Source organism: Sphingopyxis sp. Q841 (assembly GCF_052384365.1).
In the GTDB taxonomy this organism is placed as follows: Bacteria; Pseudomonadota; Alphaproteobacteria; order Sphingomonadales; family Sphingomonadaceae; genus Sphingopyxis; species Sphingopyxis terrae_A.
Genome location: NZ_JBQSUM010000002.1, coordinates 440,440 through 456,682, shown reverse-complemented (window position 1 = coordinate 456,682; position 16,243 = coordinate 440,440). Strand labels below are relative to the sequence as shown.

Sequence of the window (16,243 nt, the reverse complement as noted above, 5' to 3'; positions counted from 1 at the left end):
TAGACTCTGAACCGGCTGGATCGCTCTTCCGGTTGCGCTAAGAACATTGGGACAGGATTTTAATGAGGCCGACCAAGTCGATGAAGCCGGTATCGGGCAATTTGCTGCGGAACCAATTGTCTCCAGCAGCGAGTGCTGTCATTCTCGCCCTATTCGTCTTTGCCGTCGCGCTGACCGGGGGGGGGTCGCGCAGCGATATTGCCTCGCTGCCTCTGCTGCGCGGGCTCGCCACGTTGACACTTTTCGCTATGCTTGCGTTCGTGCCGACCTATGCATGGAGGGGTATTCGTGTCCCGCTGATCCTACTCGGCCTGCTGGCGATGTGGATGCTCGTCCAGTTGATTCCGCTGTCTCCCAACATCTGGAGCGTGCTTCCGCTCCGCGATCGCATCTTTGCGATCGATGAGCTGCTCGGCACGGCAGAACGGTGGCGACCGATCAGTCTGACCCCGACCCAGACGGTGAATAGCTTGCTTGCGCTCATCGTTCCTGCGGCGGGTCTGCTCGTGGCTGCTGCGGTTCCCAACGACGAGCGGATACGCTTGTGGTGGGCGATTTGGTCCTTCGGCGTGGCGTCGGCGCTTTTCTGCCTGTTTCAGTTCGTCGCAGGGCCCCGAAGCCTGTTTTATCTCTTTCGTATTACCAACGAGGGCTCGCTCGTTGGCCTGTTCGCCAACCGCAACCACAATGCGCTGCTGCTGTCGCTGTCGATCCTCTCGGCCGGCTGGCTCGCCGCAAACGAGATTGCGAGCCGCACGAAGCGGCCACTGATCCTGCCTATGCTGGCCGGCAGCGTGGTCTTTTTCCTGTTGCTGATTCTGATCATCGGGTCGCGCTTCGGCTTGGTTTTCGGGTCTGCAAGCCTCCTTTTCTCGTATCTGCTCGTTAGGTGGAGCTATCGTTTCGAGCCCAAACCGCTAAATCAGGCGCGGGATCGCGCGCATCGCCGCACGTCGGCTGCTGCGCAAACAGCGAGGCCCTCGCGACGCATTCTTCTGAGCCTGTTTCCTTTCCTCCTTATCGCGGGGCTGGTTGCGGTCTTTTACTTCTCTGGGCGTGACAATACGGTCGGGCGCCTCGTGGATGGGGACGGTGCGGAAGAAATCCGAATCGCCGCGCTCGGGACTGTTGCTTCGCTCGCGAAGGGGCAGTGGCTGCTCGGTTCCGGTTTCGGGTCGTTCGCGAGCGTGTACCAGATAGTTGAACCCGACGCGCTTCTGCGGCAAGATTATTTCAATCAGGCTCACAACGATTGGCTGCAGTTGCCGATCGAGGGCGGATTGCCCGCTGTACTGATCTTTCTCGCCGGAGCGCTGTGGATCGTCGCAGGTCTGGTCGGTGCGTTGCGGCAACGCTCGCGACCGCTCGGGGTTGAATTTATCGAGCCGCTCGTTCTTGCCGGCGCCTTCTCACTGATCGCACTGAATTCCATCGTGGATTATCCCTTGCGAACTCAATCGCTTGCAATGGTCGGGGCGTTTTTGCTTGTCATTCTCGCTCGCCTTCATCCCATGAGCGGAGGTCAGGCCCGGCAGGGCTAAAGAAGCTTTCGTAACCTCGATTTTCTTCCTATGGCCGCTCAGTCCCCCCCCAATATTCTTGCTTGGAACTTTCTAATATGACCGGCCTGCGTTCCCTTGTTGTTTTTGTCTGCCTTGGCCTTGCAGCCTGCGGCGGGAGGGCTCCCGTGGCGAATGTCCCGACCAGCGGCGTCACCGTGCTTGAAGCTCTGCCAGAGCCGACCGGTGTCGATGTCCAGCAGGCGTCGCGCCAGACATTCGTCGGTCCTTTTAGCGAGCTCACAGTCGAAGTGTATGGGGTTCCCGATCTCACGCGCGAAGTGCTGACTGACGGCAACGGCCGCTTTTCCTATCCTTTCGCGGGGATAATTGACGGCGCAGGCAAGACGACGGCCGAGCTCGCCACCGAAATTGAAAGCCGGCTCGCTGGACGCTACGTCCGCAATCCACAGGTCACTGTTAATCTAAAAGCGTCGAGCAACCCGGCCTTGTTAATGTCGCAGGCGGTGACCATCGACGGCGAAGTGACCAAGCCCGGCCAATACCCCCTCGTTGGCAAGCAGACCCTCATGCGCGCGATCTCGCTTGCGGGCGGGATAACTGAGTTTGCAAAGCTCGATGATGTGCTTGTCTTCCGCAAGGTCCAAGGCAAGCAATATGTAGGAATCTATAATCTGAAGGCGATCCGCCGTGGTAACTATTCCGATCCCGAGATTTTTCCGAACGATGTGGTGGTAGTGGGCGATTCTCCGCAGCGCCGCCTGTTCGAGGACGTCATCAAGGCGGCGACTTTGCTCAGTACGCCGCTCGTCGTGATTAGCAATCTCTGAGGCGATCTCGGAGCACCCGCAATTTCTGAACGGATGAAGCTGAATATGGATAGCGTGAAAGACCGTCGACCGGTCGCGAATGCGGTGACCCTGGATGTCGATGCGGACGCACCGGCGTATCGAAGCGGCTTTTTTGACATGCATACGCTTGAGCGGGCCTTTGTAGCGGTCCTCAATTACAAGGTCTGGGTCGCGGCCGTGATTCTGTCCTGCCTTTCGCTCGGCCTGATTGCGACTTTCCTCATGACCCCGCTCTACACGAGCACATCGCGGATCGAGATTTCGCCGCAGGCGCCTGTGGAAACCGATGTCGAGGGCGCGCGCGAAAAGACAATTGCCAACGAAATCGCTTTTTTCAACACGCAGTACAGCTTGCTGGAATCGCGCTCGCTCGCTGCTCGAACTGTTCGAGCCGGAAATTTGTTGAATGACAAGGAATTCCTCGCGGTTTATGATTTGACCGAAGGAGATGAGGGCCGCGCACCTAACAGCGCGCAACGCACACAAATGGCCGAGCGCGCCGAGAAGATTCTGCTTGAAGCCGTGAGCATTTCACCCGTGCGCCAGTCGAGCCTTGTGGACATCAGCATCTCGACGCCCTCTCCAGGGCTCTCCGCGAAGCTTACCAACCTATGGGTGCAACAGTTTGTTGCTTCGAACCTCGACCGGCGTTTCGCCGCGACGAGTGACGCGCGCAAATTCCTCGAGCAACGCATCTCCTCGCTCCGCCGCAATCTTGAGGATTCTGAGCGCGAATTAATCACTTATGCTACGAATAGCGGCATCATTACGATTGAGGGGCGTGTAGATCCGGTTAGCGGCCGTACGGTTTCAGAGCGAACGCTTGCATCGGCCGATGTCGAAAAGATTAGCGAAGCGCTGGCCAAGGCGCGTGACGAGCGCATTCAAGCGGAAAGCCAACTCAACAACTCGACATCGTCAGCGGATAGCTGGAGCAACAATGCGGTCAGTGGGCTCCGGCAGAAGCGCGCCGAGCTGTCTGCCGACATCGCGCGACTTAGTGCCATTTTTGGCGACGATTATCCAGAGCTCGTATCGAAGCGGGAGCAGCTCGCGACCTTGACCCGCAATGTCGAAATGGAAACGAGCCGAGCAAAAAACATCAATCGTGAAACCTATTCTGCAGCGGTGAAGCGGGAAAATGATCTTATCGACGAACTCGACAAGATTACCGGAAAGTACCGCGATCAGCAGCGGAAATCGATTGAATATGCTATCCTCCAGCGCGAGGTCGACACGAACCGCCAGCTCTATGACGGCTTGCTTCAGCGCTACAAAGAAATCGGCGCGGCGGGCGTCGGTACTAACAATATCGCAGTTGTCGATACAGGCATTCCCGCTCGCAAACCGTCGAGCCCCAATCTATTCCTGAACCTTGCGCTTTCGCTGCTGGCAGGGATTGGTTTAGCTGCCGCACTCGTTTTCCTACTCGAGCAACTCGACCAGTCGATCCGCGATCCGAGCGAGGTTGTCGACCGATTCGGCCTGCCGCTGCTCGGATCGATTCCAAAGGTGGACGCGGACGCTTTCGAGAAATTACTCCTCGACAAGAAATCAATGATCTACGAAGCTTATCTCGCGGCGCAGACCAACCTAACCTTCCTGACGAACCATGGTGCCCCGCGCAGCTTTATGCTCACCTCTACGCGACCGGCGGAAGGCAAGAGCAGCTCCGCGATTAGCTTGGCGAGCGTATTCAGCCAGACGGAAAAGAAGATAATTCTCATCGACGCCGACATTCGCAGTCCTTCGCTGAACGAGTTACTAAAGATTGACAACAAGATTGGCCTCAGCAACTATCTGACTGGTTTCGACGATATTGAAAAGTTGGTCGAGAAGGCGCCAAAGTTCGGATTCGACTATATGCTCGCTGGCCCGATGCCGCCGAATGCCGCCGAACTTTTCAGCTCATCGCGTCTTGGTCAGCTGATTGAGGTCCTGCTGCGCGACTATGACCATGTAATCCTCGACGCGCCGCCCGTGCTCGGCCTTGCCGACGCGCCGCTCCTCGCGAGAGCTGTTGAAGGCGTTATGTTCACTGTGGACGCGTCGAGCAACAGCTCGCGGGCGATCAAGTCGGCGCTTGCTCGCCTGCGTCAAACTGGCGCGCAGATCTATGGCGCGCTCGTCACCAAGGTGGGTCGCCGCAACGAGATCTACGGATATGGCTACGGCTACGGTTACGGCTACGGCTATGGTTACGGTGCTGAACAGAAAAGCGGCGGCGAAAGCTGAGCGGTTTGGTCAAAGAAGATGCGACTGTCAGGCAAATCCTATCTGCTCCTTGGCATCGGCCTCGTCACAGGCGTGGCCGCCGCCCTACAGAGCTTTGCTATCGTCAATCAGAGGCGGGCGCCGGCGCGCTCCTTGGCGCTGGGCATGCCTTTCGACGGCGCTGCCCGTGCGTCGCTTGCAAGCCTGCTGCAGGCTGTGCGTATCGCGAAGAATCCTAACTCAAAGCCCTCGAGGCGTGAAGTCGAGCTGGCCAGTCAGGCTTTCGCTTCTGAGCCTCTCGCAAAAGGATCCTTGCCGATTCTTGTCCAATCGGAGGTGAGGCAGGGCAAAACAGGGCAGGCCGAACTGTTGCTCGGCTCCGCCGGCAGACTGACGCGGCGCGACAATCTGGTCAACGCGATGCTGATCGACGATGCCATGAAGCGCAACGAGCCGAAACGAGCCATTCTGCTGCTGGGACGGGCGATGGCGGTCAGCTACAAGGTTCGAGATCTTTACGTTGGACGCATGGCGGCGGCGACGGTGAACCCCGGCGCGCTTAGCGCGCTGCCGCCGCTGCTTGGTCGTAGACCCGAATGGGGACGGGAATATTGGACGACCGTTGCGGGCAACAGCGCGCTCGTTCTCAACGGCGCGAGGGTTCGTCAGAAGATTGCGGGCTCGCCTTGGAACCTTAACACACCGGAAGAGAGCGATTTTCTCCTGATACGCGAGCTGGCCAATCTTGATCCCGGCGCCGCGTTGAAGCTCTCGCAGGCGCTGGGTCTCAAGCGGGGATCGACCAGCGAAATCCTTGCAAATTCGGATTTCAGGCATGAGCCGCGCTTCGTCCCTCTAGATTGGGAGTTGCTACAATCGGGCGACATCGGTGCCGATATCGAACCGGAGGCGGGACGGCTCGTGCTGTCAAGCCTTCCGGGCTCTTCGGGTATCGCTGCGCGCCAGCTCGTTCAAATTGGTGCTCCCGGTCGCTATCGCCTGCGATGGAAGGTGTCGGGGCTGCCAGCAAATACTGATGCATCTCTGAAATTCCGACTTGCTTGCGCCGAACGGTCGAAGACTGCTGCGTCGATTGCTCCAGCTTCGCTTGGACGAGCAACGGGGAACGCGACGTTAGACGTTCGCGTTACCAGCTGTGGCTGGTATTGGGCGACGCTTGAATTCGACACGTCTACGAGCACGGAGGGTGTCGACGTGGAGGTCCACCAGTTGAGTCTACGTCGTGTGGGCGCCGCACCGACTGCAGCGGACTCTCTACGATCCTAGTTCTGATTTTTTTGCTGTGGAGAAACGCGTGGGCCGCAAAATTTTCGTGACCGGCACGGCCGGCTTTATTGGATTCCATCTGGCGAAACTACTTCTCGCCGAAGGGTTTGAGGTCGCCGGTTTCGACGGCATGACCGACTATTATGACGTCAATCTGAAGCGTCGCCGTCACCAGATCCTGCTTCAGAGCCAGGCGTTCCAGGCGACCGAGGCGATGCTTGAGGATCGCGAGCGGATCGACGAAGTCATCGATGCCTTCCAGCCCGACGCGATCGTCCATCTCGCGGCGCAGGCCGGCGTGCGCTATTCGCTCGAAAATCCGCATGCTTATCTGCAGGCGAACGTCATCGGGACCTTCAACGTCATGGAGGCGGCGCGCCGGAACAATGTCGGTCACCTGCTCATGGCGTCGACCTCGTCGGTCTACGGCGCAAACGAGGACATGCCGTTTCAGGAAATCGAAAAGGCTGATACCCCGCTCACCATCTACGCCGCGACCAAGAAAGCGACAGAATCGATGGGGCATGCACATGCGCACCTTTGGAACGTGCCGACGACGATGTTCCGTTTCTTCACGGTCTATGGGCCGTGGGGCCGCCCGGACATGGCGCTCTACAAGTTCGTCGATGCAATCCTCGATGGCCGTCCGATCGACCTCTACAACGGCGGCGACATGTATCGCGACTTTACCTACGTCGAGGATCTGGTTCGCGGTATCCGGCTGCTGATCGATGCCGTGCCGCAGCGCCCGGCGTCGGCCGGTGATGTCGAGGAAGGCGACAGCCTGTCGCCGGTCGCGCCGTTCCGCATCGTCAATATCGGTAACAACGACAAGGTCCGCCTGCTCGACTTCGTCGCCGCGATCGAAGAATCGCTGGGCCGCAAGGCTGAACGTAATCTGATGCCGATGCAGATGGGTGATGTGCCCGCAACCTGGGCCGACGCCAGTCTGCTTGAAAAGCTGACCGGCTATCGTCCGCAGACAGATTTCCGCGACGGCGTCGCGCAGTTCGTCGCTTGGTACAGGGATTATTTCCAAAAATGACCGCCATATCTTCCCTGCCTGATTTTGCCTCGGCGCCGATCGCCGTTATCGGCCTCGGCTATGTCGGCCTGCCGCTTGCAGTCGAATTCGGCCGTTTGCGCGACGTTACCGGTTTCGACATCAACCAGGAGCGCATCGCGGCGCTTCGCGAAGGTCGTGACGATACTCTGGAGACGACAGCCGAGGAACTCGCCGCAGCGGCGCGCCTCGGCTTTTCCTGCGACGCCAACGATCTGTCGGCGGCGCGCGTTTTCATCGTCACCGTTCCCACCCCGATTGACGCGCACAAGCGCCCTGACCTGACCCCGCTCGTCAAAGCATCGGAGACAGTCGGCAGGGCGCTGAAGCGCGGCGACATCGTAATCTATGAAAGCACGGTCTATCCGGGCTGCACCGAAGAGGATTGCGTGCCGATCCTCGAACGCGTGAGCGGGCTAAAGTTTAACGAGGATTTCTTTTGCGGCTACAGCCCCGAGCGGATCAATCCCGGCGACAAGGAGCATCGCCTGGCGACCATCCGTAAGGTCACGAGCGGTTCGACGGCGGAGGTCGCCGAGTGGGTCGACCGCCTCTACGCGGAGATCATCACGGCCGGAACCTTCAAGGCAGAGAGTATTCGCGTCGCCGAAGCGGCAAAGGTCATCGAGAACACCCAGCGCGACCTCAACATCGCACTGATGAACGAGCTGTCGATCATCTTTGGCAAGCTTGGCATTGACACGCACAGCGTCCTTTCCGCAGCGGGGACGAAGTGGAATTTCCTGAAATTCACACCGGGGCTTGTCGGCGGACACTGCATCGGTGTCGATCCCTACTACCTGACGCATAAGGCGCAGGCGGTCGGTTATCACCCCGAGGTCATTCTGGCCGGGCGGCGCGTCAACGACGGAATGGGGGGCTATATCGCTAGCCAGACGGTGCGGCTGATGATCAAGCGCGGGCTGCCGGTGCAGGGTGCACGCATCCTGCTGCTCGGCCTTGCATTCAAGGAGAATTGCCCCGACATCCGCAACACGCGGGTTGTCGACGTGATTAGCGAACTTGCCGAGTATGGGGCCGAGGTTGACGTTTACGACCCGTGGGTCGACGCCGAGGAAGCGCGGCACGAGTATAGCCTCGACGTGATCACAAAGCCGGGTGCCGGCTACGACGCGGTCGTCCTCGCTGTGGCGCATCGCGAATTCATCGAAGGCGGCGCCGCGGCGCTCCGCGCATTCGGTAAGGATGATGCGATCCTCGTCGACGTGAAGGGCGTGCTTCCCCTCGAAGATGCGGACCTGCGGCTTTAAGAAGCGGCTTGGCGCATTCTTCCTAGCGGCGGGAAGGGAGGGCATTTCGTGATCCGGGCTAGCGGTATCTACATGGTCGGTCGGGCACTCGCCGCCCTTCTCACTATCGCTTCGATTGCCATTTTCTCGCGGCTTCTCGGGCCTGCGGACTATGGCGTCTACACTCTGACGATCACGACCTCGGCGCTGTTCAACGCCCTGTTCTGCACCTGGGTGATCCAGTCGGTGTACCGCATGTACGCCGAAGTTCCCGACCGCGTACGGTTGCAGAGCAGCGGATTGTTTGCGCTGTTGCTGTCGGGAGTGCTGTCCGCGTCGGCCGCACTTGCTGTCATCCTGCTCTCAGGACGGTCGATTACAGCGGAGATGACGATCGGCATGCTGATGCTGCTGAGCGGTTATTCGGTGTACGAATACAGCAATGTGCAGCTGACGTTACAGCGCCGTCCCGCGCTGTTCGTCCAGCTCCAGATCGCCAAGCTGCTGCTGACGCTCGCGCTGCCGCTGGCGGCCTTTTTCGTGTCACGGCGCTTCGATCATTTCATGTTCGCGCTCGGACTCGCCTATTGGTTACCACTGCTGATTCCGCGCTTTCTGACGTGGGCCGACGGCGTACGCCCGCGCCATGTCGACCGCACGATCCTCGGGCATCTCGCGCGCTATGGTCTGCCTTTGTCCTTTTCGATCCTGCTGGTTCAGCTCGGAACCAGCCTCGATCGCTATATTCTTGGGGCCAAACAGGGCGTCGACGCTGTGGCAGGTTACGCTGCGGGCGCCGATCTTGCGATCTTTTCGATCGGAATGATGGCCTCCTCACTCAGCCAAGCCTTCTACCCCCGGCTGCTCGAACTGCATTCGGCGCAAGAGGGCCGGGAAGAGCGGAAACTCTATTCGCAATATATCCTGCTGTTCGTCGGTTTACTGTTGCCGAGCGCGGTCGGCCTGCATTTCGTCGCCGATGATTTGGCGTGGATGATCACCGGCAAGGCGATCCGCGCCGACGCTGCGATATCGCTCGGCCTGTTCGCGGCGACCGCATTTTTCATGAACCTGAAGTCGTTCGTTGTCGATCTCAGATACCAGATCGCCAAGCGCACGGTGCTGCCGATCGTCAACGCCGGGGTGATGATCGGCCTGCTCGTTGCCGGGTGTTTCGCGCTGATTCCCGCCTATGGCGGTGCAGGCGCGGCGTGGGCCAGCCTGATCGCGGCGGCGGCCGGCTGTACCATCGCGGCGCTCGTTTCGACCCGGTTGCCAGGGACGGTCTCGCTGCCGATTGCCGATCTCGGAAAGATAGTGGTGGCGGTAGCCGCTATGGCCGCAATCCTCCAGGGCATTGATCGATGGTCATATGGCGCCACCGGCTGGACTGTGGCATTGGTACGGCTCGGAGTTCAGATTTTCGCAGGGATAGCCGTCTATTGCGCGATCCTCGTCGCAATGAATTTCGGGCCCGCGCGTCTCGCGCTGAGCCGCGTTGTCGTTTTTCGGGCCCGCAGGCGCCCGCTTTGAGCTGATTTGAATCGTCTGCCTGCAAATGCGCGGGCCATGGAGCTTTTTTTAGAATGTCTGCAAGCCTGACCGATGTTTCGACCCACTTTGAATTCGGTGCAAACTGGAAGGATTATTCGGAGAAGATCGACGACGAGGCGATCCGGCACGCCGAAGCGGGTGTCCTCAAGCTGATCCCGAGGGAAGATATCGAAGGGCGGACCTTCCTCGACATCGGCAGCGGATCGGGGCTCCACAGCCTTGCGGCGCTGCGTCTCGGCGCCAAGTCGGTGATGGCGGTCGATATCGACGCCAACTCGATCGAAACGACGCGCAAGGTCTTGGCGGCGAACTGGGCCGGAAAGAACGTTGAGGGGCGGCTCGTGTCGATCCTCGATCCCCAAGCGCGCGATCTTGGAACGTTCGACATCGTCTATTCTTGGGGTGTGCTGCATCACACCGGCGCGATGTGGGATGCGATCGACAAGGCGGCTACTCACGTCGCCGCGGGCGGCCAGTTCGTCCTCGCCATCTATCGCAAGACGCCGCTATGCTGGGCGTGGAAGGTCGAGAAGAAGATTTTCACAAATGGTCCATCGATTTTCCGCTCGCTCATCCGCGTGCCTTATGTCGCGGGATACAAGCTACGCCTGCTGTTGACTGGAATACGTCCGTCGAAGTTCATCGCCGAGTACAAGAGCCAGCGCGGGATGAACTTCTATAATGACATCGACGACTGGCTCGGCGGCTATCCCTATGAATCGGCCTCCGAGCAAGAAATCATCAAATTCATGCGCGCGCGTGGTTTCGAACCTGAACTTGTGCTCGAACTCCATCCAAAGCTCGGGCTGTTCGGCACTGGTTGCTCAGAGTTCCGTTTCCGTCGCCAATCCTGAACGGACGACCTTCGCAAACAGGTCGTCCCACATCGCGAGAACATGATTCCTTGAATAGTCGGTGGCGGTTTCGAGCGCTGCGCGGCCAAGTTCGGCGCGCTGCTCTTCGTTAGCTAGCAGAGTCGAAAGTGTGGATGCGAGCGCGCTGATATGATTGCGGTCGGGCAGGAGGATGAGTCGCCGGCCGCCGGCGCTTAGGTCTGCTGGGCCAGTTAGCACATCGAAGGCTATCGAGGGCAACCCATGCGCCATCGCCTCCAGCAGGGCATTCGGAAAGCCTTCGTAGGAGGATGTCATGACGAACGCGCCCGCGCGCGCGTACCAGTCGATCAGGTTTCCCGCGAAGCCGGGAAGATGGATTCGGCCTTCCAGTGCATGACGCCTTGCGAGCGCAATAGCTGAAGAGCGCGCCGGACCGTCTCCGAGCAGGACAACGTCCCAGTCGGGTAAAGCGCAGGCGATGCGCGCAAAGGCATCGATCAGAACGTCGGCGCGCTTCGATTCCTCGAACCGGCCGGCCCAAAGGACGACCTTTCGGTCTGGGGCCAGCACCTCGTTCGGCCGAACTTCCGGGGGGCTCGAAGGAAGCGGATCGGCAACAGGATTTGGAATGACGCAAATTAGGGCTCGCCCACCGCGTGCGCGCAGCCATGCAGCGGTTGCTTCGGTTTGCCCAACAAGCGCGGTCGCAAAAGGATAGGTTAGTCGGCGTGCGATCCGATACAGCAGCGGGAGGGGCGGCAGAAGTTTGGGAGGATAGGTTCGCTCACAGGCGATAACGGGAATCCTGAGCCCTGCTGAAGCGGCGAGCGCGGCGCTATTCACGTGCGGCAGAAATGAGAGAATGACTTCAGGGCGCGCGCTCTTTATGAAGCTTCGGAGCGCTCTAAGGCGCGCAAGTTTGCTAGGATTTGAACCGACAACGTCGGATAAAAAACGTAGTTTTACCGAGGGAGAAAGCGGATAGGCGCAATTGCCGCCGCCCGAAAATGTCGGCATGAGGATCACATCGTCGCCGCGGTCGGCCCAAGCGCTGGCAAGTAGGGCTGCAACTCTCTCGGCACCGCCGGCCTCCATGGATGACAGAAGGAAGAGGATTTTCATCGGAAAAGAAGTGCCACAGTTTCAATCTTCGTCACAGCGGTGATATTCCCGCCATCCGGTCCTTCGTAGCGAGTCGCTTGGCGTGATGCTGCGATTCGGAACATCGGCGCCACCTTGTCTTGACCACGCTCCTATATTTCTGAGAAATGCGAATTGATGTCAATGCCGCTAGCGCAACAAGTGTTTATAGCTGTCGTCATTTTTGGCGCTATATTTCATATTTTTTCGCGGCGTGCGGTAGATTTTCTTTCGGCGTCCTTCTTTGGTCTCACGCTATATTTTCTACCCGGCTTCATCGGTTTCGTACTTGATCCCTATCTGCCCGATACGCCCCCTCTGGTACCGCTGATCCCCGAAACATACTGGGTCTTTTGCGCTGCGCTGGTCGGAAATATCGTATTTTCGATCATCTACCGGCCCAATTCGCATATTGTGGCGAAGCCGATCGAGACCTCGGCAACCTTCGATCTAGTGCTGTCGTTCGCCACGATTGTTTCGCTGGCGCTCGCATTCGCGGAATCAGGAAGTGCTCTGCTCGACCCGGACAAGAACAATGTCCTAGCATCACAGGGCCGATTCTGGATCCTATTCAGCGCCCTGTCGCAGATATGCGCCTTTGTCGGCGTCGCGTCTCGCCGGACTATCCCGCTGATATGCGGCTTGGGAACGGTGGCATTCGCCGTTTTCGTAGGTTTTCGTTCCTACCTAGCCGTCACGGGCGTCGCCATGATTCTTTATTATGTATCCATCATTGGAACGAAACGAATTTTTTCTCTCAAGACCGTCGTGCCGGCGATTATTCTCATCTTCTTCGTTTTCATCTATAAGCAAGTTTATATCGACATCAAATATGGCGAATATGCCCGCGCCCTGACGCGATTGTCGGATCCTGAGGTCTATGTGGGCTCGATCAAGAATTCGGAGCCATTTGCAACGCAGGCGATCCTTAACACCGTGCTGATGTACGACTATCGTGTGCCGTTTGAGTCGCTCATTAGCGTTCTTCTGTCGCTGGTTCCCTTCTTGTCGATTTTTTTCGATCTGGATCCGCGACTCGTTGGCTTCAATTTCCAGGAAATCCTCTTCCCGGGTCTTGAATATGGCCTTGCCTCCAACATCTATGCTAACTTCTATGGTCTGTTCGGTATGTTTGGGATATTCTTGTGGATAATTCTCCACAACGCGATACTGATGTGGTTCTCAAAGGCTATCTATCGCTGGAGCGGATATAAGCGGATACCGCTTTTCCTTTGTGGATCTCTCATGTGCTTCTATGTTATCCGGAGCGACCTAGTTTACAATATTTCATCTTTTAATCGGATAATTTATACTTTCTTGGGTATATTTATTGCGTACAGGCTAGTTGCTATCGTGACCGATGACGCACCGCGCGCGCGCATTCGGGTTCGCGGTCCTCAGTCCTGATGTGGTTAGGCTACACGGCAAGACGCCTTCCCTCGTGAGCGCACGCATTCTCCACATAATCACTGGGCTCGGCCAGGGGGGCGCCGAGCGTTCGCTGGTCAACCTGCTCGAAAGCGATCTTGGTCGAAGGTTCGACCATCGCGTCCTGTCGCTTGGAGGCGCTGGCCATTATGGGCCAGTACTGCGCAAGCAGGGAATTGCGGTTGATACGCTAGAGCTTGCGGGCGCAGGGTTCGCGATTTCAAGCATTGCGCGCTTGCGTCGCCTGATGCGCGATTTTCGGCCTAACATTGTGCAAGGATGGATGTACCACGGCAATCTCTTTGCGGAGCTAGCGGTAGGAATTTTCGAGCGTTCGGCGGCGACGTCGTGGAATATCCGACAGTCTCTTTATGATATCGGTACCGAGAAGAATGGAACGCGGGCTGTAATCCGTTTGCTCAGACGGCTGTCTTCGCGACCGCGTGCAATCATCTACAATAGCTATCAGTCGCGGGCACACCATGAGGGCTTCGGCTTTGTGGCCCCGCCCGGACGGGTGATTCCGAACGGGTTCGATACGACGCGCTGGCGTCCGGATGCGGCGGCGCGGTTGGCATTCCGGGCGGCGCTGGGGGTCGGGCCCGGGACGCCGGTACTAGGCTTCGTCGGTCGTCTCCACCCCCAAAAGGATGTTCCGACTTTTCTGGCCGCGGCGTCAGCTGCAATGGCAAAACAGCTGGACATGCATGTCGCTATGGTGGGCGAAGGGCTGGGACCGGACAGCGAAGCGCTCGCGCCTTGGCGGGAAAATCTTCCGCGCGCGCGTCTCCATCTGCTGGGCCGACGCAGCGATATCGAGGCGATCCTGCCCGGGTTCGACCTCTTCTGCCTGTCATCAACGAGCGAGGCGTTCCCGAACGTGATTGGCGAGGCGATGGCTACCGGCCTACCGTGCATCGCCACCGACGTGGGCGACTGCACGCGATTAATGGGCCAGACCGGCCGGATCGTCCGACCGGGCGACCCGTGCCAAATGGCTGCGGCGATATGCGAAATTGCCGCGATGGACCTTGCGCGCCGTGGCGAAATGGGCGAAGCGGCGCGCGCGAGGATTGTCGCCAAATACGAGCTCGGCGCCACTGTGGAAGCTTATGCCGAACTCTACGAATCGATGCTGAAAAGAGACGATTGATGTGTGGCTTTACGGGGTTCCTCGATCGGACGGGCTTTGCCGACGGTGAAGCGCAGCTGCGGCGAATGGCGGACACCATCGTCCACCGCGGACCCGACAGCGACGGCTATTGGGTCGATAGCGATGCGGGGATCGCGCTGGCGCATCGCCGCCTTGCGATCATTGACCTGTCGCCCGCGGGACACCAGCCGATGCTCAGCACCGACGGCCGCTATGTGCTGAGCTACAATGGCGAGATCTACAATCATCTCAACATGCGCCGCGAGCTCGAGACCGCGGGTGCTGTCGCGTGGCGCGGCCATTCGGACACCGAAACATTACTCGCGGGCTTTTCGGTGTGGGGTATGCTCGGCACGCTGCAACGCGCAAACGGGATGTTCGCCTTTGCACTGTGGGACCGCGCAGAACGCAAGCTCTACCTCGCCCGTGACAGAATGGGCGAAAAGCCACTTTATTACGGGATGCAGGGTTCGACACTTCTTTTCGGGTCTGAGCTAAAGGCGCTGCGCCAGCATGCCGCGTGGCGGGGCGGTGTTAACCGCAATGCGCTGGCGCTGTTTCTGCGGCACAATTATGTGCCAGGCCCCTATTCTATCTACGACGACATCCTGAAACTGCCGTCCGCGCATTATCTGGAAATCGGCCCCGACGACCGTACGCTTCCCGAGCCGGTCGCCTATTGGGACATCGCCGAAAAGGCGCGCGCGGCGCGCGCCAATCCCTTCGCGGGTTCGGCCGAAGCATCGGTCGATGCGCTCGACAGGCTGCTAAGCGATGCGGTCAATATCCGCATGGCCGCCGACGTCCCGCTCGGTGCCTTCCTGTCGGGCGGCTATGATTCGAGCACGATCGTCGCCTTGATGCAGGCGCAGTCGCGGCGGCCCGTGAAAACCTTCTCGATCGGCTTTTCGGAAGCCGAATATGACGAGGCCCATCATGCGAAGCGCGTCGCAGCGCATTTGGGCACCGACCATACCGAGCTTTACGTTACGCCGCAGGACGCGCTCGACCAGATTCCGTTGTTGCCGCATCACTGGGATGAGCCCTTTGCCGATTCTTCCCAAATCCCGACGCTGCTAGTCAGCAAGCTGGCGCGGACCGAAGTGACCGTCAGCCTGTCGGGCGACGGCGGCGACGAACTGCTCTGCGGCTATAATCGCTATGCGCAGGGTTATGATATCTGGCGCCGGCTCGGAAAGCTGCCGCGCGGGATGCGCAAGGCGGCAGCTGCTGCACTGCGACTGACCCCGGGGCGGGCAATCGACGCGATCATGAAGGTTGCCCCGTCGAAACTGCGGACGCTTGCGGTCGGCGACCGTCTACTCAAGCTTGCCGACGTCCTCGACGTCGAGCGCTCGGATGATTTCTACCGCTCGTTAATTTCGCATGCGAAGCACCCAGATCGGCTCGTTCCCGGCGCGCGCGAGCCAGAGACGCTCCTCACTGCCCACGACCCGGACTGGGAGGGTAGCGATTTCCGCGATCGCATGATGTATCTCGACATGCGGACCTATCTGCCCGACGACATCCTCGTGAAGGTCGACCGCGCGAGCATGGCGGTTAGCCTCGAATCGCGCGTGCCGCTTCTCGATCACCGGGTTGTCGAATTCGCTCTCGCGTTGCCGCTCGACTACAAGCTTCGAGAAGGGGCGTCGAAGTGGCCGCTGCGTCAGCTTCTATACCGTTACGTTCCACGCGAAATAATGGAGCGACCCAAGATGGGGTTCGGCGTGCCGATCGATCACTGGCTGCAGGGTCCGCTGCGCAACTGGGCCGACGATCTGCTCGCTGAAGACCGGCTGCAGCGCGAGGGCTTCTTCGACGTCGACGAGGTACGCCGTCTGTGGAGCGAGACGCGGAGCGGCCGGCGGCGCTGGCATTACCATGTCTGGGACATATTGATGTTCCAGGCGTGGCTCGACGCGCAGCGGGCGAATTGAGCGCGGC

Annotated in this window: 12 protein-coding genes; 11 read left to right on the top strand and 1 reads right to left on the bottom strand. The window is 59.2% G+C overall.

From position 1 onward, the window contains the following. Positions 1-80 precede the first annotated feature (80 nt). The 8 genes from ACT17R_RS12545 (at position 81) to ACT17R_RS12510 (ending at position 10,593) form a co-directional block, all read left to right on the top strand. Complete coding sequence (locus ACT17R_RS12545; protein WP_234180053.1) at positions 81-1,541, top strand: O-antigen ligase family protein; 1,461 nt, start codon at positions 81-83, stop codon at positions 1,539-1,541. A gap of 77 nt (positions 1,542-1,618) precedes the next feature. Further along, complete coding sequence (locus ACT17R_RS12540; protein WP_156001137.1) at positions 1,619-2,350, top strand: polysaccharide biosynthesis/export family protein; 732 nt, start codon at positions 1,619-1,621, stop codon at positions 2,348-2,350. Positions 2,351-2,383: 33 nt separating this feature from the next. Next, a complete protein-coding gene (locus ACT17R_RS12535) occupies positions 2,384-4,606 on the top strand; it encodes a GumC family protein (protein ID WP_234180055.1) in 2,223 nt (740 codons plus the stop codon). Between the two features lie 18 nt (positions 4,607-4,624). Continuing rightward, a complete protein-coding gene (locus tag ACT17R_RS12530; protein WP_234180057.1) occupies positions 4,625-5,872 on the top strand; it encodes a hypothetical protein in 1,248 nt (415 codons plus the stop codon). 46 nt (positions 5,873-5,918) lie between these two features. Further along, positions 5,919-6,917: an NAD-dependent epimerase/dehydratase family protein gene (locus tag ACT17R_RS12525; protein ID WP_234180058.1), complete on the top strand. Its 999-nt coding sequence runs from the start codon at positions 5,919-5,921 to the stop codon at positions 6,915-6,917. Further along, a complete protein-coding gene (gene tviB, locus ACT17R_RS12520; protein WP_234180060.1) occupies positions 6,914-8,206 on the top strand; it encodes a Vi polysaccharide biosynthesis UDP-N-acetylglucosamine C-6 dehydrogenase TviB in 1,293 nt (430 codons plus the stop codon). Before ACT17R_RS12525 ends, tviB begins: the two co-directional genes overlap by 4 nt. A 48-nt stretch (positions 8,207-8,254) precedes the next feature. Continuing rightward, positions 8,255-9,718: a lipopolysaccharide biosynthesis protein gene (locus ACT17R_RS12515; RefSeq protein WP_234180062.1), complete on the top strand. Its 1,464-nt coding sequence runs from the start codon at positions 8,255-8,257 to the stop codon at positions 9,716-9,718. 53 nt (positions 9,719-9,771) lie between these two features. Next, on the top strand, positions 9,772-10,593 hold the full coding sequence (locus tag ACT17R_RS12510; RefSeq protein ID WP_234180064.1) for a class I SAM-dependent methyltransferase: 822 nt from the start codon (positions 9,772-9,774) through the stop codon (positions 10,591-10,593). On the opposite strand, the gene ACT17R_RS12505 is transcribed toward ACT17R_RS12510, so the two are convergent. Further along, entirely contained in the window at positions 10,564-11,697 is a 1,134-nt protein-coding gene (locus ACT17R_RS12505) for a glycosyltransferase family 4 protein (protein ID WP_234180066.1), read from the bottom strand. The genes ACT17R_RS12510 and ACT17R_RS12505 overlap by 30 nt on opposite strands. A 156-nt stretch (positions 11,698-11,853) precedes the next feature. Between ACT17R_RS12505 and ACT17R_RS12500 the strand changes: the two genes are divergently transcribed. The 3 genes from ACT17R_RS12500 to asnB are packed head-to-tail and all read left to right on the top strand — an operon-like array spanning position 11,854 to position 16,236. Further along, entirely contained in the window at positions 11,854-13,122 is a 1,269-nt protein-coding gene (locus tag ACT17R_RS12500; RefSeq protein WP_444809531.1) for a hypothetical protein, read from the top strand. A 34-nt stretch (positions 13,123-13,156) separates the two neighbouring features. After that, positions 13,157-14,296, top strand: coding sequence for a glycosyltransferase (locus ACT17R_RS12495; RefSeq protein WP_234180070.1), 1,140 nt, complete (start codon positions 13,157-13,159; stop codon positions 14,294-14,296). Then, entirely contained in the window at positions 14,296-16,236 is a 1,941-nt protein-coding gene (gene asnB, locus ACT17R_RS12490; RefSeq protein WP_234180071.1) for an asparagine synthase (glutamine-hydrolyzing), read from the top strand. Before ACT17R_RS12495 ends, asnB begins: the two co-directional genes overlap by 1 nt. The last annotated feature ends 7 nt before the right edge of the window (positions 16,237-16,243 follow it).

What these genes read in the sequence shown, in the direction of transcription:
- ACT17R_RS12500 (WP_444809531.1), top strand. Translation starts at nt 11,854, where the DNA reads ATGTCAATGCCGCTAGCGCAACAAGTGTTTATAGCTGTCGTCATTTTT.
- asnB (WP_234180071.1), top strand. Translation starts at nt 14,296, where the DNA reads ATGTGTGGCTTTACGGGGTTCCTCGATCGGACGGGCTTTGCCGACGGT.
- ACT17R_RS12510 (WP_234180064.1), top strand. Translation starts at nt 9,772, where the DNA reads ATGTCTGCAAGCCTGACCGATGTTTCGACCCACTTTGAATTCGGTGCA.
- ACT17R_RS12505 (WP_234180066.1), bottom strand. Translation starts at nt 11,697, where the DNA reads ATGAAAATCCTCTTCCTTCTGTCATCCATGGAGGCCGGCGGTGCCGAG.
- ACT17R_RS12535 (WP_234180055.1), top strand. Translation starts at nt 2,384, where the DNA reads ATGAAGCTGAATATGGATAGCGTGAAAGACCGTCGACCGGTCGCGAAT.
- ACT17R_RS12530 (WP_234180057.1), top strand. Translation starts at nt 4,625, where the DNA reads ATGCGACTGTCAGGCAAATCCTATCTGCTCCTTGGCATCGGCCTCGTC.
- tviB (WP_234180060.1), top strand. Translation starts at nt 6,914, where the DNA reads ATGACCGCCATATCTTCCCTGCCTGATTTTGCCTCGGCGCCGATCGCC.
- ACT17R_RS12540 (WP_156001137.1), top strand. Translation starts at nt 1,619, where the DNA reads ATGACCGGCCTGCGTTCCCTTGTTGTTTTTGTCTGCCTTGGCCTTGCA.
- ACT17R_RS12545 (WP_234180053.1), top strand. Translation starts at nt 81, where the DNA reads ATGAAGCCGGTATCGGGCAATTTGCTGCGGAACCAATTGTCTCCAGCA.